This is a genomic window from Ruegeria sp. HU-ET01832, assembly GCF_040371315.1.
GTDB lineage: Bacteria > Pseudomonadota > Alphaproteobacteria > Rhodobacterales > Rhodobacteraceae > Ruegeria > Ruegeria lacuscaerulensis_A.
In genome coordinates, this window is sequence record NZ_BAABWL010000003.1 from 138,931 (window position 1) to 157,932 (window position 19,002).

17 protein-coding genes and 2 pseudogenes are annotated in these 19,002 nt (G+C 59.7%); 3 read left to right on the forward strand and 16 right to left on the reverse strand.

Annotated elements, in window-relative coordinates; translation table 11 throughout:
• Positions 1-5 precede the first annotated feature (5 nt).
• Positions 6-842 (reverse strand): nitrate ABC transporter permease, encoded by an 837-nt coding sequence (ntrB, locus tag ABWV79_RS10605; protein ID WP_353391838.1) that lies wholly within the window; start codon positions 840-842, stop codon positions 6-8.
• Positions 843-2,234 (reverse strand): CmpA/NrtA family ABC transporter substrate-binding protein, encoded by a 1,392-nt coding sequence (locus ABWV79_RS10610; protein WP_353391839.1) that lies wholly within the window; start codon positions 2,232-2,234, stop codon positions 843-845.
• Between the two features lie 214 nt (positions 2,235-2,448).
• Between ABWV79_RS10610 and ABWV79_RS10615 the strand changes: the two genes are divergently transcribed.
• On the forward strand, positions 2,449-4,284 hold the full coding sequence (locus tag ABWV79_RS10615) for a sigma 54-interacting transcriptional regulator (RefSeq protein WP_353391840.1): 1,836 nt from the start codon (positions 2,449-2,451) through the stop codon (positions 4,282-4,284).
• A 71-nt stretch (positions 4,285-4,355) separates the two neighbouring features.
• On the opposite strand, the pseudogene ABWV79_RS10620 reads toward ABWV79_RS10615, so the two are convergent.
• The 13 genes and pseudogenes from ABWV79_RS10620 to ABWV79_RS10680 all read right to left on the reverse strand — a co-directional run.
• Positions 4,356-4,651: pseudogene (locus ABWV79_RS10620) on the reverse strand (DDE-type integrase/transposase/recombinase); the annotation flags it as partial.
• 33 nt (positions 4,652-4,684) lie between these two features.
• Positions 4,685-6,163 (reverse strand): class I adenylate-forming enzyme family protein, encoded by a 1,479-nt coding sequence (locus ABWV79_RS10625; protein WP_353391841.1) that lies wholly within the window; start codon positions 6,161-6,163, stop codon positions 4,685-4,687.
• Positions 6,164-6,198: 35 nt separating this feature from the next.
• Positions 6,199-6,723 (reverse strand): CoA transferase, encoded by a 525-nt coding sequence (locus tag ABWV79_RS10630; RefSeq protein WP_353391842.1) that lies wholly within the window; start codon positions 6,721-6,723, stop codon positions 6,199-6,201.
• The gene (locus ABWV79_RS10635; protein WP_353391843.1) at positions 6,663-7,370 is read right to left on the reverse strand and encodes a CaiB/BaiF CoA transferase family protein; all 708 of its coding nucleotides are present in this window, start codon (positions 7,368-7,370) and stop codon (positions 6,663-6,665) included. Before ABWV79_RS10635 ends, ABWV79_RS10630 begins: the two co-directional genes overlap by 61 nt.
• Positions 7,371-7,413: 43 nt before the next feature.
• Positions 7,414-7,911, reverse strand: coding sequence for a glutathione S-transferase family protein (locus tag ABWV79_RS10640; protein ID WP_353391844.1), 498 nt, complete (start codon positions 7,909-7,911; stop codon positions 7,414-7,416).
• 100 nt (positions 7,912-8,011) lie between these two features.
• Entirely contained in the window at positions 8,012-8,395 is a 384-nt protein-coding gene (locus tag ABWV79_RS10645) for a Rossmann-fold NAD(P)-binding domain-containing protein (protein WP_353391845.1), read from the reverse strand.
• Positions 8,396-8,512: 117 nt separating this feature from the next.
• Positions 8,513-9,490, reverse strand: a complete 978-nt coding sequence (locus ABWV79_RS10650) for an NAD(P)H-dependent flavin oxidoreductase (RefSeq protein WP_170754376.1) — start codon at positions 9,488-9,490, stop codon at positions 8,513-8,515.
• Positions 9,491-9,519: 29 nt separating this feature from the next.
• Complete coding sequence (locus tag ABWV79_RS10655) at positions 9,520-10,308, reverse strand: oxepin-CoA hydrolase, alternative type (protein WP_353391847.1); 789 nt, start codon at positions 10,306-10,308, stop codon at positions 9,520-9,522.
• Complete coding sequence (locus tag ABWV79_RS10660) at positions 10,305-10,730, reverse strand: PaaI family thioesterase (protein WP_170355259.1); 426 nt, start codon at positions 10,728-10,730, stop codon at positions 10,305-10,307. The genes ABWV79_RS10655 and ABWV79_RS10660 overlap by 4 nt, the downstream gene beginning before the upstream one ends.
• 2 nt (positions 10,731-10,732) lie before the next feature.
• On the reverse strand, positions 10,733-11,854 hold the full coding sequence (locus ABWV79_RS10665; protein ID WP_353391849.1) for an acyl-CoA dehydrogenase family protein: 1,122 nt from the start codon (positions 11,852-11,854) through the stop codon (positions 10,733-10,735).
• Between the two features lie 13 nt (positions 11,855-11,867).
• Positions 11,868-13,064, reverse strand: coding sequence for an acyl-CoA dehydrogenase family protein (locus ABWV79_RS10670; RefSeq protein WP_353391852.1), 1,197 nt, complete (start codon positions 13,062-13,064; stop codon positions 11,868-11,870).
• A 13-nt stretch (positions 13,065-13,077) separates the two neighbouring features.
• Positions 13,078-14,256 (reverse strand): acetyl-CoA C-acyltransferase, encoded by a 1,179-nt coding sequence (locus tag ABWV79_RS10675; protein WP_353391853.1) that lies wholly within the window; start codon positions 14,254-14,256, stop codon positions 13,078-13,080.
• Positions 14,257-14,259: 3 nt separating this feature from the next.
• Positions 14,260-16,362, reverse strand: a complete 2,103-nt coding sequence (locus ABWV79_RS10680) for a 3-hydroxyacyl-CoA dehydrogenase NAD-binding domain-containing protein (protein ID WP_353391854.1) — start codon at positions 16,360-16,362, stop codon at positions 14,260-14,262.
• A gap of 329 nt (positions 16,363-16,691) precedes the next feature.
• Here ABWV79_RS10680 and ABWV79_RS10685 point away from each other — a divergent pair, with 329 nt between their 5' ends.
• Positions 16,692-17,579, forward strand: a complete 888-nt coding sequence (locus tag ABWV79_RS10685) for a LysR family transcriptional regulator (protein ID WP_353391856.1) — start codon at positions 16,692-16,694, stop codon at positions 17,577-17,579.
• Positions 17,580-17,586: 7 nt separating this feature from the next.
• Here the strand turns inward: ABWV79_RS10685 and ABWV79_RS10690 are convergent, their stop codons facing one another.
• The gene (locus ABWV79_RS10690) at positions 17,587-18,558 is read right to left on the reverse strand and encodes an AraC family transcriptional regulator (protein WP_353391857.1); all 972 of its coding nucleotides are present in this window, start codon (positions 18,556-18,558) and stop codon (positions 17,587-17,589) included.
• Here ABWV79_RS10690 and ABWV79_RS22300 point away from each other — a divergent pair.
• Positions 18,533-18,946: pseudogene (locus ABWV79_RS22300) on the forward strand (3-hydroxyacyl-CoA dehydrogenase family protein); the annotation flags it as partial. The gene ABWV79_RS10690 and the pseudogene ABWV79_RS22300 overlap by 26 nt on opposite strands.
• Between the last annotated feature and the right edge of the window lie 56 nt (positions 18,947-19,002).

Consider the following 19,002-nt stretch of genomic DNA (forward strand, 5'->3'; position numbering starts at 1 on the left):
GCTCCTTACTCGGCATAGGCCACAGCGCGCTGCAGGTAGGCAAAGGCCGAATCCAACAGCATGCCAACGACGCCGATCATGAGGATGGAAAAGATCACCGAGGTGAGGTCGAGATTGTTCCACTCGTTCCACACATAGTAGCCAATGCCGGTTCCCCCCACGAGCATCTCGGCCGCTACGATCACCAGCCATGCAATGCCGATGGATATGCGCATCCCGGTGATGATCGTGGGCGCAGCTGCGGGCAGGATGACGGTAAAGGCAGTGCGCAACGGCCCAAGTTCGTGCGTGCGTGCGACATTGACCCAGTCCTGACGGACCCCGGCCACACCAAAGGCGGTGTTGATCAGCATCGGCCAGATCGAGCAGATGAAGATCACGAAAATCGCGCTTGCCTCACTGTCCTGAATGATGAACAGCGCCAAGGGCATCCAAGCCAGCGGCGAAATAGGTCGCAACACCTGAATGAACGGGTTGAACGCTTTATAGGCAACCTGACTCATCCCGATCAGGAACCCTAACGGGATCGCCACGAGTGCAGCCATCAGGTAGCCGGTCAAAACGCGATAGATCGAATACCCGATCTGAATGCCGATCCCCTTGTCGTTTGGACCTGCGTCATAGAACGGGTTCGATAGTTGCTCCCACGCTTTGGCGAGGACCTGACTTGGAGGCGGTACACCCGCCTTGGGGGCACCGCCGCCAGTCAGCCGCTCGTATTCCGTGAGCTCTCCGGCGGCTTTCTGAGCGGGGATGGCGGCCTCCCAAATCAGAAGGCCGACCACCAGCATCACCACCGACAGCAGCGCTGCGCGCTGGTTCAGGGTTAGATTGTCCAACATTTACGAGGCTTTCCCGATTGCAAAGCCTTTGACATAGCCTTCGGGGTCTTTCGGATCGAAGGTCTTGCCCATGATGGTGTGGGATTTGTAGGTCACGTCCGGCGCGTCGTACCCCAGATCGGTCATGATCTTCTTGGCATCGGCAGCCAGATAGACTTGCTCGGCCACGCCCTGATAGTCGACGTCGCCCTCAATGTACCCCCAGCGTTTCATCTGGGTCAGGATCCACACACCCATCGAATGCCAGGGGAAAGGGTCAAAGTCGATCCGGTCAGGGACTTTCTGAACTTCACCCAACCCGTCCGCATAGGTACCGGTCAGAACCTGCTCGATCACCGGGACCGGCTGATTGAGATAGTTGGTCGGCGCGATGGCTTCCGAGATGTCCTTGCGGTTATCCGGGTTCGACGCGAACTGAGTGGCGTCGATGATCGACTTGAGCAAAGCGCCATAGGTGTTGGGCAATTCGGTCGCAAAGCTTTGCGGCGCGGCAAAGGCGCAGCACGGGTGACCTTCCCAGATGTCCTTGGTCAGAGTGTGGATGAAACCTATCCCTTCCCAAACAGCGCGCTGGTTGAACGGGTCGGGCGAGAGATAGCCGTCGAGGTTCCCTGCGCGCAGGTTGGCAACCATCTCTGGCGGCGGCACCACGCGGATTTGGATATCGACATCGGGGTCCAGCCCGAACTCGGCCACGTAATAGCGCAGCAGGAAGTTGTGCATCGAGTATTCGAACGGCACGCCAAAGGTGAACCCTTTCCACTGGGCCGGGTCGCGCTTGTCCAGATGCTCGTTCGACAGCACGATGGCCTGCCCATTGATGTTTTCAACGGCGGGCATGATGTAAGGCGTCGCGACCGATCCCGCGCCCATGGTCATCGCCAGCGGCATCGGGGTCAGCATGTGACTGGCGTCATATTCGCCTGACAGGGACTTGTCACGCGCCACGGCCCAGCCAGCCGTCTTGATAACCTGCGCGTTCAGACCGTAGCGTTCGTAGAAACCCATCGGCTGCGCCATGATGATCGGTGTCGCGCAGGTGATAGGGACAAACCCAATATTCAGGTCGGTCTTTTCGGGTGTTCCCAGATTGTCCAGAATGGCTGCTTTGGCCTGATCCAGCGGAAAGACCGAAGCCAGCGCCGCAGCCGCCGTACCGCCCCCCAACATTCCCATAAATGACCGGCGATTGATGTCACTTTGACCAAAGATCGACCGCACAATTGCACTTTCGACCACACGCTCGGTGATCTGCTCAGCAGACATGAGTTCGGGTTCGGCGTGATCTTTGTCATGCCCGTGACCGGATAGGCATCCATCGCAGCCACAATCCGCGCCATGGCGCAAATCGGTCTTTTCTGAGAACGGGTTTCCGAGGCTCTTGATCGTCATGATTTTCCCCTGTTTCGCTAGATTTGCGGCCATGGTGGCAGGGGTTCCGATCGCGAAACAGAGGGCGCTCAAAATTTGTGCGCCCTAAAAAATATATGTTTATCAGTTGGTTAATATGGCTTCCCCCAGAAGAAAATTACGAGATTTCGTAAATTACGAAATCTCGTATTCTCGGACCGCTCTGCGGCATTACTTTGGTAGCATGACGCTCGATTTGCTTTCCTCCGATTCCCTGCTGCAAGCCTTGCCCGAAGCAGCTTTGGTTCTGGACACGACGGCTGACCGAATTGTCGACTGGAATCGTTACGCCACCGACTTGCTGGGCGGCACGGTTCCGCTGCCATTTTCCTACTACTTGGGCGATGCGCTGCCTCAGTTTATCGTCTTCATGGAAGAGGTCGACCACCGGACCGAGGGCTGGACACGCGATGTGCCGCTGACAACAGCGTTTAAGGAGCCATTGCGCTGCGAATTGCGCGCCCGAATGATGCCAGGAAAACCAGGTTGGGTGATGATGACGATTTCCAATTTGGACATGCTGGATCGCAGGGCCGAACAAGCGGCCACGGCAGAGACCTTTCGAGGCGGCCTTGTCGAATGGCAGCGCACCCAAGGCTTCTTTGCCGAACTTGAACGACAGAACCAACTTATCCTCAACGCTGCGGGTGAAGGAATCTATGGCGTCAATGCTGAGGGCAAAACCACATTCGTCAATCGCGCCGCGCAGGAAATGCTGGGATGGACGACCGAAGACCTGCTGGGAAAAGACATCCATTCCATGATTCACCATCACCACCTGAACGGTGAAATCTATCCCGCACGACAGTGTCCGATTTACCGTTCGTTCCGGTTTGAACAAGTGCACCGCATCGAGGACGAGGTGTTCTGGCGCAAGGACGGCAAGCCAATCCGGGTCGAATATGTTTCGACCCCTATTTATGATCAACAAGTTTTGGCGGGGGCTGTGGTCATCTTTCGTGACATTACTGAACGAAAAGAAAACGAACGAAAGCTGCGCGAAGCGTTAGACGAGGTTGCAGCCCTGCGCGACCGGCTGGAACAAGAGAACGCGTATCTGCAAGAAGCCATTACGTCCGAGCGTGCCCATCACGATATCATCGGAATATCTCCTGCGATCCGGCAAATCGTGACTCGCATTGATCTGGTAGCCGGAACAGACGCAACCGTTTTGATCTCGGGCGAAACGGGAACCGGCAAATCTTTAGTCGCGACCGAAATTCACAAGGCCAGCGCACGCGCCCGACGTCCGCTGATCCATTTCAAGTGCAGCTCTGTCGCGCCGGAGCAGGTCGAAGCGGAACTGTTCGGCCAAGTTCGCGGCGCCCCCAACGGGGCCACTCGGGACAAGCCCGGCAAGCTAGAGCTGGCCCATGGCGGGACCCTGTTTTTAGACGATGTCGAGGAACTACCACTTGAAATACAGGGAAAATTCTTGGCAGCGCTGCAAAATGGGAAAGTTCAGCGTCTAGGCGACACCCGGGAAAAGCCCATTGATATCCGGGTTATCGCCGCGACGGCATTGACTGAAGCACAGGCGCGTCGGGCGGACCGCATCCGCGAAGACCTATTTCTGTTTCTCAGTGTTTTTCCAATCACCTGCCCACCACTTCGCGACCGTCCCGAGGATATCGCTCCACTATCGCTGCACTTGTTGAAAATTGCCTGCCGAAGACTGAACCGCCCGGTCCCGAAACTGACCGAACACGGTGTGCAAAAACTGTTAGGCTATAACTGGCCAGGAAATGTAAGGGAGCTCCACAACGTGATGGAGCGTGCCGCCATCGTATCGCAGGATGCAAAAATGGTGATCGAACTTGCCGGCCAGACCTTCGAAACCGCGTCGAACCCCACTGTACGTACCGAAGCGCAGATGCAGGACCTGATCCGCGAAAATCTAGTTTCTGCACTACGCGAAACTCGTGGTCAGGTTTCCGGAGCAAACGGAGCAGCCGCACTTTTGGGAATGAAGCCAACTACCCTGACTTCGCGCTTAAAAACCATGAGCATTACAGACAACGAATGGGAGTAACTAACTAGGGTCAGGACGGCGTTGCCAACTTTTTTGCGCGTGATCGAGAGGGGTGGGGCCGGTTCCTGCCAGACGTTCATTTCGGCAATATAACCTCCCAGAGGCCGAAAGCTTCGGTTCTGGTGTGACGGAATGAGACGATGGAGAGTTAATAGCGGCGAGGTCGAAAAACGGTGTTGAACTGGTCGTTGGTAGCAAGAAACCTTGGCGCCTGTTTTGGCGACTTGAACCGCCCCCTGAGCTTTTCACACTTTCGAGTGGGTCTGTGTGATCCTTCGATCCGGTTGTTCAACCCTTTGTACGCTCGGTGAGCTGCGCCCGGTGCAAGATCGCGGATCGGCTTGAAATAGCTTCGCAACTTGTCGCCAGTCTGAGCTACCGGTACGCCCGGGAAGCAGGATCAGTCCAGCGCATAGGCCGGGTCGGTCAGCAGTTTGTTCTTCTGAATCTTGCCGGTTGCGGCCTGCGGCAAAGCCGCGACAATCCCGATCCGCGAGGGCACCTTGTAGGCCGCCATACGGTCGCGCACCCAGGCGCGCAGTTCCTGTTCGGTCACGGGCGCGCGGGCGACGACAAAGGCCAGAACCTCTTCGTTGCGGTCCACTTTGCGCCCCACCACCGCGCTGAGCGTGACGGCGGGATGGGCGGTCAGCACCGCCTCGACCTCCGGTGGGTAGACGTTGAACCCCGAACGGATGATCAGCTCTTTCGACCGTCCCGCGATATGCAACGCCCCATCGGCATCCTGCCGCGCCAGATCGCCCGACCGCAGGAACCCATCCGCCGTCATCGCCTGTTCGGTGGCTTTGGGATTGCGGAAATAACCCTTCATCACGTTTGGGCCGCGCAGCTGCAATTCGCCAACTCCCTGATCGTCGGGTGCATGAATGCGGACCTCGACCCCCGGAACAGGCAGACCGATGGAACTGTCGTCGCGCACATAATCCAGTCGGGTCGCGGCCACGCTGGGCGAGGCTTCGGTCAGCCCATAGCCATTGTGCAGCGGCTGGCCGAACAGGGCCTCGACCTCATGCTTGAGGCTCAGGTCCAGCGGCGCGCCTCCGGCATAGATAAAGCGCAGCTTGTTGGGGGTAATCTGGGCCGGATCATGCCCCAGCTCAGCCATCAGGGCGGCGAAAATCTGTGGCACAGCGGGCAGGATGGTCACACCCGACCGGATCGCATCCAACACCGGCGCGACTTCAAACCGCGGCATTGCAATCAGGCCCGAGCCCTTGGCCAGTGCCGCCAGAAAGACCGAGGTCAGACCAAAGATATGAGTTCCGGGCACCACCGCCAGCGTCACATCCTGCGGCGTGATCCGACGCATATCGCCCGAGACCTGAGACATGAAACACAGGTTGCCATGGGTCAGCATCACGCCCTTGGGCTCACCCACCGTGCCGCTGGTATAGATCAGAACCGCCGTCTGATCCGAACCCGCCTGCACCGGCTCGATTGGCACCTCGCGCAGAGGCGACAACATGAACGCGCCGCAATCCAGCGTGGCCACCTGAGTGGCCCCCATTCGCCGGGCATGGCCCGCCGAGGCCGGAGAGGCTTCGGGTGTGAACACCGTGCACCGTGCCTCGGACAGGTCGATCAGGCGATCAACCTCGGCCGCGGTCAGCCGCGCGTTGACCAGAACCGTCCAGGCGTCCAGCCGGCTCAGCGCCATAACGGCGACCAGAAAGGTCACGCTGTTTTCGGCCAGCACGAGGACCCGATCGCCGCCCCGCACCCCATGCCGGGTCAAACCCGCAGCGGCGTCCTTGATCATCGCCTGCAACGCGCCATAGGTAAACGCAGTGCCGTCATGATCGACAATCGCAACCGCGTCCGGTGCGCCGTTCAACAGGATGTCATGAATGCGCTTCACGAGGCTTTCCTTTTTGCCGCAATGTTCCGTGCAGGTTATTCAGCCTTTGCACGTTCCGCCATGCTAAAACCCAACTCTTGCAAGACCGCTTCGGTATGTTCGCCCAGGGCCGGAGCCTGCGTGATCGGACGCGGCACATGGTTGGAGAACTTTGCCGCACCACACGCCTGACGGACGGGGCCAAGACCTTGCTGATCGACCACTTCGACCACCTCATTGTGCAACACCTGAGGATCGTCGAACAGCTGATGTCGGCGCAGCACGGGCGCGCAGGGCACATCATACGCTTCAAGCGAGGCAAGCAGTTCGGCCGTCGCACGGGTCGAAACGACCTCTTCGATCAGTTCCAGCCGTTCCTGACGGTTGATCTCGCGCTGGCTGGGGGTGGCAAATCGCGGGTTTTTGATCAGGTCAGGGCGGTACATCGCCTTGCACAGACCCACCCATTCCTTGTCCGAGATTGCCCCGACCGTGACAAAGCCGTCCGAGGTGGGAAAGATCATGTCATGGGGCGTGTTGGAAGCATCCTCTTCCTTGCCGACAACGGCCACGGGCGCCATGCCGTCAACCAGTTGAAATTCAACGTCGCATCCAGCATCGAGACTTCCACATGCTGCCCCTGCCCCGTCGCCGACCGGCTGTAAAGCGCGGCCGAAACAGCCTGAGCGGCATAGACGGCGGTGATCTTGTCCACCACGACTGAACGGGTCATCTTGGGCCGACCGGTCAAAGGATCAGATTGCATATCGGCCAGCCCCGACAGGGCCTGCACCACCGGATCATAGACCCGCTTTTTGGTATAAGGCCCGCTGCTGTCGACCCCGCTGATCGACAGATAGATCAGGCGGGGATTGCGCCGCAGCGCTTCCTCGGCGCTGAAGCCCAGCCGCTCGGCCACGCCTGGGCGGAAGTTCTGAGCAAACACGTCCGCCTCCTCGATCAGCTTCCACAGCACCTCGCGCGCGGCGGCGTCCTTGAGGTCCAGCGCAACCGACCGCTTACCCCGATTGCACGATACAAAGTCCGGGGTGAACCCCGCCACCTTGCCCCGGGCGCGCATGATATCGCCTGTGGGGGGTTCCACCTTGATCACATCCGCCCCCTGATCGCCAAGGATACCGGTTGAACACGGCCCCGAGATCACAGTGGTCACGTCGACAATCTTGATACCGGCAAAGGGGCCGGTCTTCTGCATGTCATCGGTCATGTGTGGTTCGCTTTCATAGCTGCCTGAAAGGCGGGTCTGCCTGTCAGTCTTTGGAAATAGTCGTCGAATTCGGCCGGACGCTCGACCCCATGCGGTCGGCAAACCGCAGACAAGTGACAAGCAGGATATCGGCCAGAGTGAATGTCTCACCCAGCAGATAAGGCGCGCCGGTCATGACTTGTCGCGCGGCTTTCTGCGCCATCCGCAGGAAATATGCGCGCGCCACATCGACTGCGACCGGGGCCTGACCGTAGATCTCGTGCAGATCCTGATGGCGGCGGATCGTATAAAGCGATACGGCGTCCAGCTCGGTCGAGATGAAGGACATCCACTCGAAAAACCGGGCCCGCGCCGCACTGTTCTTCGGGATCAGGTCAGGAGATCGGCTGGCATATGTCTCGGCCAGATACAGCATGATCGCCGTACTTTCGACCAGCGTCAGATCACCATGCTGCAGGGCCGGAACCTTGCAATCGGGATTGACCGCCTGAAAATCGGCGCTCCATCGCTGCTGGGCGCGGGCGGATCGGCTGACAGTCATAGCTGACCCCAAGTTCGTGCAGAACCCAATGGGAGCGCAGAGTGCGTACGGTGCCCACGCCCCACAGGATCGGCGTCACGGTTTGATCTGACATCGGGCCCTACCAGTTCTCTCCGTAGGGGCGCAGGTCCAGCTCATGCGTCCAGGCATCAGGGGTCTGGCTGTGAACCGCAAAAAAGGTCTCGGCAATGCTGTCGGGTTTGACCAGAATGTTCTCTGCATCCACGTGATCGTCGCCAAATTTCTTGCGGCGGCGTTCATGGTTGGCAGGCATGTCGACACCTGCGTCGATCACGATATGGGCCACGTGAACCCCTTTGGGGCCAATCTCGCGTGCAAGGCTCTGCGCCAGCGCGCGCAGCCCGTGTTTGGCGCTGGCAAACGCTCCGAACCCCGCTTTGCCGCGCATACTGGCCGAGGCCCCGATCCCGTCCCCCGCCCCGATTGCCAAGGCGACCGGCTTTTGATTTTCCGCTGAAGGCATCGCCTTCCTCCCTGCGTCAGTCCTGTCTTGAACTTGACTATAGTTAAATTCAAAATCAGGTAGTAACGCCCAAATTTATATTCTTACTATTCATATGTGAATGCTGGATGCGCGCACTCAGGCAACCGCACCCAGATGCGACAACGCGCCGAGGGCTTCGGCCTCAAGCCGGTCAACGATGGCTGCAAAAGGCTCGACCCGGTCGACAAATCCCAACGCATGGCCCGCCGACAAAATCCCTCGCGACACGTCCCCTGTTTCATAGGCCTTGCGACCGATCTTGCCCGCGACATGTTCCATCAGGCCGCCGATACCGATGTCGGGATTGTCACGCTCCAGCTGCGACACGATGGCGGTGGTTTCGTTACGCAGACTGCGCACGGTGTTGCGCACCGATTGCATGGTCAGGGCCGTATCCAGTTCGGACGCGTCGATCAGCGCCTGCTTGTAACCGGGATGGGCCTGCAACTCTTCGGCCACCAGAAAACGCGTGCCCATGACCACTCCCGAGGCCCCCATGGCCAGCGCCGCAGTCACCTGTTTGCCGTGGCCGAACCCACCGCCCACCAGCCACGGGATCGTCAGGCGTTCGCCCGCCAGACCGGCATTGACCATGCTGCCGACCATATCCAGGCCCGGATGCCCGCCGCATTCCGCCCCCACGATCGAGACCATGTCGACGCCGACCTGTTCCGCCTTCACCGCATAGCGCAGCGACGGCACCTTGTGCAGGGTGACAATCCCCGCATCCTTGAGGATCGGCATGAATGCCTCGGGGCTGCGCCCGGATGTTTCGACAAACCGCACGCCTTCGTCGGCTATCAGGCGAAAGATGTCTTCGGTCTTTTCACCTGGCACCAGCTTCGGGATCATCGAAACGTTGACCCCAAACGGCGCGCCTTCGCACATGTCGCGGCATCGGCGGATCTCCGAGCGCAGATCGCCGGTCTCGGGGAACGAGGCGGCTGTGATGAACGAGAGGATCCCCGCCTTGCCCGCCGCAGAGACATAGTCGGCATTGGCCAGCCATTGCAGGCCACCGGCGACCACGGGCAGTCTGGTGCCGTAGGTGCGGGTCACTGGGGTATCAAACATTTTTGGTCGGGTGGCAGTCTGGGCCAATTTCAATCTCCTTTGCGGAAAATCGGGGCTTTTTTGTTCAGAAACGCGGTGATGCCGGTCAGGGCCTCATCCCCGCCAAGAGCCTGCGCCATGGCGTCCCGCTCGCGTGTCAGGTGGCTTTCGAAATCCGAGGACTCGGCGGCATTCAGCAACTGCTTGATCTCGGCCAGTGCCTGCGGGGGAAACTGATACAAGCGATCGGCCAGCGCGCAGGCGCCGGCCAGCGCTTCGCCCGCGGGGGTGGTTTCGGTGATCACGCCCAGATCCAGCAGGCGGCTGGCCCCGAGCGGCTCGGCCATCATCGCCATACGCGCCAGCGTGGCACGTGGCAGAGCCCGGCTGAGCGCATAGGTGACTGCCCCGTCGGGCACCAGCCCGGCGCGAACATAAGCAAGCGTGAATTTGGCCTGCTCGGCCGCCACGATCATGTCGCAGGCCATCGCAATGGACACACCCGCCCCCGCCGCGCCGCCTTCAACCGCGGCGACAACGGGCTTTGGACTGATGCGCAGGCTGCGAATAACATCGCCCAGCTTGTCGATCTTGTCCTGCCGTTGTTCATAGGTCAGGGCGCGACGTTCCTGCAGCGCGTTCAGGTCACCGCCGGCGCAAAAGAAATCACCCTCACCGGCCAGAACGATTGCCGCGACACCATCATCAGCGGCGGCCTCCTGCACCCCGGAAATCACCCCGTCATAATAGGCAGGCGTCAGCGCGTTGCGCATAGCGGCGTTACAGTTCCAGATGATCAGCGCATGGCCCCGCCGCTCAGTTTTGACATTATCAGTCATTTGCCTCCTCCGGCCCGCTGGTCGGGCAATAGTTTGAACACACCGGTCGAAGTCGCGATCAGCGCGTGCGCCTCGTCGCGCAATTCGCAATCGGCGAACTTGGTCTTACGGCCGCCACCCGTCACCCGTCCCACAGCGCGCGACCGCCCCGAGGCCACTGCGGACACGTAGTTGATCGTCAGCGTTATGGTCGGAGCAGGCATCACCGAGTCTGGGTTTTCCGACAGGCTGGCCGTTAACCCTCCGGCCGTGTCCAGCATCGTTGCCGTTATGCCCCTATGAATGGACCCGCGTGGGTTCCGTTGCAGATCACCCATCTCCAACACGCAAAAGGCCTGTTGGGTTTCGCGGTTAAACCTCACTGAATACCCCAGCGTTTGCGCCAGTTTCAGCGGCCAGCGTTTCAATTCGGTATCCGCCATGATTATTCCGCTCCGAACGCGGTGAACCGCATCAGGTGATGGTCCACGTCGCCGAACTGATGGTCGATCATGGTCAGCCGACGCGCATAGTGTGACAGAGCATATTCGTCCGTCATCCCGATCCCGCCATGCATCTGAATGCACTCTTCCGCGACCAGGGCTGCCACCCGTCCCACCAGGTTATTGGAGGCGCTGACATGGCGTTCCCGCTCGTGGCGGGGCCCGCCCAAATGACCGGCGGCCAGAATGACGCCCGAGCGGACCTGCTCGATCTCGATCAGCATATCGGCCATTCGGAGCTGGAGGGCCTGAAACTTGCCAATCGGAACACCGAATTGCTTGCGCTCTTTCAGATAGGCAACCGTCAGATCGCGGACGGCCTCCATTGCACCAAGCGCCTCGGCGCTCAGCGCGGTCAGGGCGCGGGCCACCGCAGCCTCGATAACCTCAAAACCTGCACCTGCCTGCCCCAGACGCGCGGCGGGGTCCAGACGCACTTGCTGCAGCGTCACGGTCGCGCCCGAGGTGCCGTCCAGATTAGGGTGATCGACCACTGTCAGACCCTCAGCGTCAATCGGGACCAGAAACAGGGATATCCCGGCCTCGTCCCGGACATCGCCGCTTTCGCGGGCGCTGACGATCAAATGTCCGGCCTGCGCACCAAACAGCACATTGGTCTTGGTTCCGGTCAGCACCCGCTCATCGCCCTGCGCCTGCGCGGTGGTCGAAACATGGTTCAGGTCATAGCGCGCGTCTGTCTCACCATGGGCCAGAGCGATGATCTGCTCGCCCGTGATGATCTCTGCCACCAGTTCGTCACGGCCCATCCCCGCCAATATGCTGCCCGACAGAAGGGCGGGCAGCAGCGGCTCGATCACGCCTGCGCGGCCCAGTTCCTCGAACACCACGGACAGGTCAAAGCCGCGACCGCCAAAGCCACCCTGCTCTTCGGTGAACAAGGCCCCTAGAACGCCCTGCTCAGCCAGTGCACTGAAAACTGTTTCATCATAGGCACGCCCCGAGGCGATCACCGCGCGCCGATGGTCGTGCGTATAGCTGTCCCCCAGAAACCGCTGCAGCGTGTCGCGCAGCATGACCCGTTCTTCGGTATGATTGAAATCCATCTGAAGGGCTCCGTTACAGCTCCAGGATCGACTTGGTGATGATCGTGCGCTGCACCTCGTTCGAACCACCAAAGATCGACAGTTTACGCATGTTCAGATAGTTCGGCCCCGCCCCGGTGGCATGTTCCGGGCCAAGCTCTTCGGCGTTGTGGCCGCCGTTCAGGAAATCGACCTGAAATGGCTGCGCGTCAGGTCTGATGGCGCGGCGCAACAACGAGGTCAGCTCTTGCCGGATTACCGTCCCCTTGATCTTGAGCATCGAGCTTTCCGCCCCCGGTGCCTTGCCGCTGGCCGCTGCAGACACCATCCGCAGATTGGTCATGGCCATTGCCAGCAGGTCGATTTCAACCTGCGCCATACGCGCCGCGAACAACGGCGTCTCGGGCAGCGTCCGCCCGCCTGACTGCACCTGACCAGCCACTTTTTTCAAAGTCGCCAGCGCGGCATTCGAAAACCCGACGCTCGCATTATTGGTGCGTTCATGGGTCAGCAGGTATTTGGCATAGGTCCAACCCTTGTTTTCCTCGCCCACAAGGTTTTCGACGGGCACGCAGACGTCGTCAAAAAACACCTCATTCACCTCGGCCTCGCCGTCGATCAGAACAATCGGACGGAAAGTGACGCCCGGCGTATTCATGTCGATCAAAAGAAAGGAAATCCCTTCCTGTTTTTTGGCATCAGAGTCGGTGCGAACCAGACAGAAAATCCAGTTGGCGTGCTGGCCCAGCGTGGTCCAAGTCTTTTGTCCGTTGACCACATAGTGATCGTCCTCCCGCACAGCCCGCGTCTTGACCGCCGCCAGATCCGACCCCGCTCCCGGTTCGGAATAGCCCTGGCACCACCAATCCTGACCATCCAGAATACGCGGCAAGAAACGCTGACGTTGCGCCTCGGACCCAAAGGCCAGCAGCACCGGGGCCAGCATACTCAGACCAAAAGGCAGGTTGCGCGGCGCATGGGCCAGACAACATTCCTCTTCAAAGATATGCCGCTGCACGGCGTTCCATTCACATCCGCCATAGGCACGTGGCCAGTTTGGCGCCAGCCACCCCCGCGCGTTCAACAAGCTGTGCCACAGTTCAATGTCAGCTTTGCTTAGGCGTTTGCCCAGACGTACCTTTTCGGACAGGTCTTTGGGCAGGGTATCTTTCAGCCAGGCGCGGATTTCGGCGCGAAAAGCCTCGTCTTTGGTGCTGTAAGTCAGATCCATTGCAGCGCCTTTGTTAGAAGATCTCGAACAGGCCCGCGGCACCCATTCCGCCGCCAATGCACATGGTCACAACGCCTAGCTTTGCGCCACGGCGCTTGCCCTCGATCAGCAGATGGCCCGTCATGCGCGCCCCGGTCATACCAAAGGGGTGCCCGATCGAGATCGAACCACCATTGACGTTGCAGATCGCCGGATCAATCTCCAGCCGGTCCCGGCAATACAGTGCCTGGCTGGCGAAGGCTTCGTTCAACTCCCAAAGGTCGATATCCGAGACCTTGAGCCCATGACGCTCCAGCAGGCGCGGTACTGCAAAGACCGGGCCGATCCCCATCTCGTCTGGCTCACATCCCGCAACCACAAACCCCTTGAACGCGCCCAGAGGCTCCACCCCTTCGCGGGCTGCAACATCGCTGTCCATCAGGACCAGCGCCGCCGCCCCATCCGACAGCTGGCTTGCATTGCCTGCGGTGACAAACTGCCGGTCGCCGCGCACGGGGGCCAGGCTCGACAGGCCCTCAAGCGTGGTGTTGGGGCGGTTGCAGTCATCCATCGCAAAGGTCACCTCTTTGCGGGTCACCTCGCCGGTTTCCTTGTCCTTGAACGCCTGCGTGACGGTGATCGGAACGATCTCGTCATCCAGCTTGCCGGCGGCCTGCGCCGCAGCCGTGCGTTTCTGACTTTCCAGCGCCAGTTCATCCTGTGTCTCGCGGCTGATGCCATAGCGTTTGGCGACCACATCCGCCGTTTCGATCATCGCCATGTAGACGTCGGGCTTATGCGTTTCCAGCCACGCCTCACGCGATTGCGGCGGGCGGGTCGGAGGCATCTGGCTGATGCTTTCAACACCGGCACCAATCGCGGCCGGGGCCCCCTCCATCACGATGGCATGAGCGGCCATGGCCACCGTTTGCAGGCCCGAGGAACAGAACCTGTTCACGGTGCTGGCCGAGGTCGTCACTGGCAACCCTGCGCGCAGCACGGACTGGCGCCCGATATTGGCCCCTGTCCAGCCTTCGGGATAGCCACAGCCCATGAATACGTCTTCAACCATGGCCCCGTCGATACCGGCGCGTTTGACCGCATGTTCGATGACATGGCCGCCCATGGTCGCGCCGTGCGTTTCGTTGAACGCCCCGCGAAAAGACTTGGCAAGCCCAGTGCGGGCGGTGGATACGATGACAGCTTGTTTCATCGGCTACTCTCCTTGGGTGTTCAGGCTAGCGAAGGAACGATCCTCTTGCGCAAGACGTTCCAGTAAAGGGGCCGCCTGCCAGAAACGCGGGTCGTCTTCGGTAAAGCGGTTAATATCAGACAGGATTTTGGAAATACCAACGGTGTCGGCATACTGCATTGGCCCACCGCGCCAGCGTGGAAAGCCGTAGCCGTTTAGCAAGGTTACATCCACGTCCAGCGGCCGCAGCGCGATGCCTTCTTCGACAATCCGCGCGGCCTCATTCACCATCGCTGCCATATAGCGTTCCACGATCTCTGACGCGTCGATCGCACGTGGAGCAATGCCCTTTTCCGCGCGCTCTTCGGCGATTATCTCTTCAACCTCGGGGTCGGGGCGGCCATTGGGCGCTGCGTCGTCATAGATGTAAAACCCCCGGCCCGTCTTGCGGCCAAAGCGGCCCATCTCGCACAGGCGGTCGGCGAATTCGGGATAGACCTCTCCGGGGTCGCGCGTGGGGGCCGGACGTTTGCGGTTGGCCCAGCCGATATCCAGCCCCGCCAGATCGCCCACGGCAAAAGGCCCCATCGCCAGACCAAACCCGGTCAGCGCCGCGTCGACGTCAAACGGGCTGGCCCCGGCCAGAACCGTGGCGTTGTTCGCCTTTTGATACTGCGACAGGATGCGGTTACCGATGAACCCGTCACAGACCCCCGCGCGCACCGCGATCTTGCCAAGCCTCTTGGCCAGCGCAAAACCCGTCGCCGTCACATCCGGGGCTGTGGCATTACCCACTACAACTTCGAGCAGTCGCATCACATGGGCGGGTGAGAAGAAATGCAACCCGATCACATTAGCAGGCCGGCCTGTCATCTGCGCAATCGCGTTCAGATCCAGATATGAGGTGTTCGATGCCAAAATAGCGCCCGGACGGCAGACCTGATCCAGCGTGCCAAAAATCTCTTTCTTGACCTCCATGCTTTCAAACACGGCCTCGATCACCAGATCAGCCTGCGCCAGATCCGTATAGTCGGTCGAGGCCCGGAAGCTGCCGGACAGGATCGCGTCACAGGCCTGCTGGCTGAGCTTGCCACGCTTCACGGCTCCCATCAGCAGCTTTGAAACGGTTGAGGTTGCCCGATCGACAGACTCGGTGTCGCGTTCGATCAGTGTCACGTCAAGGCCGGACAAAAGAGAGCATACAGTGATGCCCGCCCCCATCGTGCCGCCACCAACAACCCCGACAGTGGCAATGTCCCTGGGGCTGACCCCCCTGATTTCCGGCAGCTTGCCCACCTGCCGTTCGGCAAAGAATGTATGGGTCAAGGCCGCGTGCTGATCGCTTTGCACAAGATCCAAAAACAGCGCCCGTTCTTTCGCCAGACCTTCATCGAAGGGCAACAGCATGGCGGCCTCAAGCGCCTCAAGGCATTTTAATGGCGCAACCGATCCGCGCGCCGATTTTCGCACCTCGTCGCACAGAGCAGCAAACCGGTTCTCATTCATCTGATCGCAGTCATTTACGCTGGTGGGTCGGGGGCTTTTCCCTTCGCGGATCAAAGCCTGCGCAAAAGCCAGCACCTCAGCCCGCAAATCGGCCAGGGGCACCACCTTGTCGACTAGACCAATCTCAATCGCCTTTTGCGCCCTGATCGGCCGACCACCGGTAATCATGCCAGCCGCGTCATCCATCGGCACCAAACGCGGCAGGCGTTGCGTACCGCCCGCGCCCGGCAAAAGCCCCAGACTAACTTTGGGCAAACCCAACTGGCCCGAGTCGGCCGCCACGCGGTAATGTGTGCCCATCGCCACTTGTAGGCCGCCGCCAAGAGCTGTGCCGTGAATCGCCGACACAACAGGGATCGGACAGGACTCGATCTGGTTGATCAGATCTGGCAAAACCGGCTCTAGCATCGGGCCGCCGAATTCCCGGATATCGGCGCCGGCAAAGAAACTGCGGCCCTCGCAGATCAGAACAATCGCCCGCGCCTTACCCTCTGACATCACTTGTAAAAAAGCGTCCTTCAGCCCGGAGCTAACCGCGTGCGACAAAGCATTTACCGGCGGATTGTCGGATTGAATGACGGCAACCTCGCCGTTGTATTCCAGGCTGATGGGGCGCGTCATACTGTCATGATTCCTTTCTGTGCTCGTTTCGCTTGCGCTATCATTTGGGAGGAATTGGTCGCCCGCCAAAACCCGGCCTGTGTACCGTCGGGTGTCCGCTGCATCCGCAACACCATGGGTGGTCCTCCTGTTTCCACCTATGGTTGCCCAACCCGCTGACGGATCATCTACACCATGATGCATATTCTTTTTTGGCAGGAAATTGCCGCTTAAGTATAGCATTCATTCAAAAATGAATAGTATATTGAGCGGTTGCGCCCCTGCACTCTCTGACATCTTGCAGTGGTTTTTTGCAGTTTCAAACGGGCACAATAGCGATCGGAGCACCGATGAATGAACCGCTGGACTGGAACGGCGTCCGCGATTTTCTGGCAACTGTCGAGGTCGGCAGTCTGACACAGGCCGCAATCGGTCTGCGGATCAGTCAGCCTACGCTCAGTCGCCGCATCGCAGCGCTGGAAGAACAGCTGGGCGCGCAGCTTCTGGTGCACGGCCCGCGGCATTTCAAAGTGACCGAGGCGGGCAAGCGCCTGCAGGCTATCGCTAAGCAGATGCAGTTAACCTCCAAGAAAATCGAAAGCAACGCCTGGGAAGGCGAAGACATTCTGGGGGGCACCGTGCGGATTTCCGCAACCGAGGCCGTCACAAATGCATGGCTTATCGATCAACTGCCGGAGTTTGTTACAGCCTACCCCGAAAATTCCATTGAAATGGTCACTGACAATCGTTTGACCGACCTTCTCAACCGGAAATCGGATGTGGCGATCCGGCTTGTACGCCCGACCCAGAAAGAACTGATCGCCAAGAAAGTCGGCGTGATGAAAGTCGGCTATTTCGCGTCGGTGACCTATGTCGAAAAGTTCGGTGCCCCACAGACCATTGCCGATCTGTCCGATCATCGCACCATCGCCATCGAAGGGTCGCGCAGGTTCGCTTCCGAAGTCGACGCCGTCACCCGCCATGGCAATACGGCGCTGCGCCTGCGCAATGTTCTGGGGGTGATGCGGGCCGTTCGGGCCAATTTGGGCATTGGCCCGATCTACAGCTTTCACGCCGCGCGCCATTATGACCTTGTGCGCGTTCTGGAGAAAGAACCTCTGATCGAAATGGAAATCTGGCTGACCGCGCACCCCGAATTGCACGAAAACCCCAGTATTCGCGCGGTGTATGATTATCTGACGCTGTGCTTCGCCAACCAGAAGGCACAATTCAGCTAACACCCACTCAGATTTTCCGCCCTGCTTTGCCCGGCGTGTATCCGTACTCCTTTGTGAACGCGCGCATGAAGCTTGACGGTTCGGCATAGCCCGCGCGCCAGGCGACCTTGGATACGCTCAGATTGGTGGTGGTCAGCAACTCATGCGCGATAGCCAACCGGACCCGAACAAGAATGGTACGAAAACTTGACCCTTCCTCGGCCAGCCGCCTGGCCAGCGTCCGATCGCTGGTCTTTAGGGTCTGAGCCACCGATTTGATCGTCGGTGCGTTCGAGATATCCGACAGAATCGCATCCTGAACCTGCGCCGTCCAGGTGTTCTGCGCGCCGCTGCCCTGAAGCGCCTCGCATTGCTTGAGACACATGGCCAGCTTCTCGGGGTCATGTTGCGGCGGGGCCAAATCCAGCAGCGACCGAGGGATCACCACCGCATTCATTCGTTTGCTGCATTCAACAACCAGCCCAAGTTCCCGGTTCAATACGGTGGCAAAACCTGCGTCATATTCCATGGTGCGAAACGTCGTCTTCGCCGCAAGACTTTCAGGCAATAAGACAGAGGCAAAGTTGAACAGAACGGTCAGGTGCCGCTCCAGTAGGAATTTTCGCAGGTTTTGCGGCAACGGCGATGTATCGAAGGTGATCAGCGCCTCGTCGCCCTGCTTAACCAGATCCATCCGTGCTATCATGAAAGACAGGCGCGCATAGTCCATCGCAGTGGCGAGGCTGGCGCGGAAGGTCGGGCTGGATAACAGGGCATAACCCCAGATCCCCAGTGTTTCGGACCGGATGCGGCGGCCAATTCCGATACCCACACCGGGTTCATAGGGTTTGTGACGCAGGAAATTCTCGATCGCCGTCAATTCCTGCCCGATCATCACCTTTGTCGCGGAATCGTACAATTCGAACAGGGTCAGACCCGTTTTCTCCAGGCAATCTTCGGCACAAACGCCGAACCCGGGCGCGATTTTGGCTTCGAACACCTCATATCTGGATCTGAACGCGATTGCGCAGATGACAGACCGGCCCGCTGATGTGATCGGGTTGCATTTCTTCTCACCCGCCCATGTGATGCGACTGCTCGAAGTTGTGGTGTGTGATGCCACGGCCTCGGATGTGACGGCGACGGGCTTTGCGCTGGCCAAAAAGCCGGGCAAGATCGCGGTGCGCGCGGGGGTCTGTGACGGGTTCATCGGCAACCGCATCCTGTCGCAGTATCAATAGGTGAACAACGCTACGGTTCTGGCCGGGGCCAGCCCGTTTGACGTCGACACGGCGCTGACCGGGTTTGGTCTGGCGATGGGGCCTTTTGCCGTAGGTGATCTGGCGCGGCAGGATGCGGATGGCTATTTCTGGGTGACCGGTCGCAAGAAAGAGCTGATCATTCGCGGTGGCCACAACATCGACCCTAAGATGATCGAAGAGGC

Coding starts and splice junctions, on each gene's coding strand:
- ABWV79_RS10670 (WP_353391852.1), bottom strand. CDS start 13,064: ATGGATCTGACTTACAGCACCAAAGACGAGGCTTTTCGCGCCGAAATC.
- ABWV79_RS10680 (WP_353391854.1), bottom strand. CDS start 16,362: ATGACGCGCCCCATCAGCCTGGAATACAACGGCGAGGTTGCCGTCATT.
- ABWV79_RS10645 (WP_353391845.1), bottom strand. CDS start 8,395: ATGCCTTCAGCGGAAAATCAAAAGCCGGTCGCCTTGGCAATCGGGGCG.
- ABWV79_RS10630 (WP_353391842.1), bottom strand. CDS start 6,723: ATGGCGCCCGTGGCCGTTGTCGGCAAGGAAGAGGATGCTTCCAACACG.
- ABWV79_RS10610 (WP_353391839.1), bottom strand. CDS start 2,234: ATGACGATCAAGAGCCTCGGAAACCCGTTCTCAGAAAAGACCGATTTG.
- ABWV79_RS10640 (WP_353391844.1), bottom strand. CDS start 7,911: ATGACTGTCAGCCGATCCGCCCGCGCCCAGCAGCGATGGAGCGCCGAT.
- ABWV79_RS10655 (WP_353391847.1), bottom strand. CDS start 10,308: ATGACTGATAATGTCAAAACTGAGCGGCGGGGCCATGCGCTGATCATC.
- ABWV79_RS10650 (WP_170754376.1), bottom strand. CDS start 9,490: ATGTTTGATACCCCAGTGACCCGCACCTACGGCACCAGACTGCCCGTG.
- ABWV79_RS10675 (WP_353391853.1), bottom strand. CDS start 14,256: ATGAAACAAGCTGTCATCGTATCCACCGCCCGCACTGGGCTTGCCAAG.
- ABWV79_RS10635 (WP_353391843.1), bottom strand. CDS start 7,370: ATGACCGATGACATGCAGAAGACCGGCCCCTTTGCCGGTATCAAGATT.
- ntrB (WP_353391838.1), bottom strand. CDS start 842: ATGTTGGACAATCTAACCCTGAACCAGCGCGCAGCGCTGCTGTCGGTG.
- ABWV79_RS10685 (WP_353391856.1), top strand. CDS start 16,692: ATGAATGAACCGCTGGACTGGAACGGCGTCCGCGATTTTCTGGCAACT.
- ABWV79_RS10660 (WP_170355259.1), bottom strand. CDS start 10,730: ATGGCGGATACCGAATTGAAACGCTGGCCGCTGAAACTGGCGCAAACG.
- ABWV79_RS10665 (WP_353391849.1), bottom strand. CDS start 11,854: ATGGATTTCAATCATACCGAAGAACGGGTCATGCTGCGCGACACGCTG.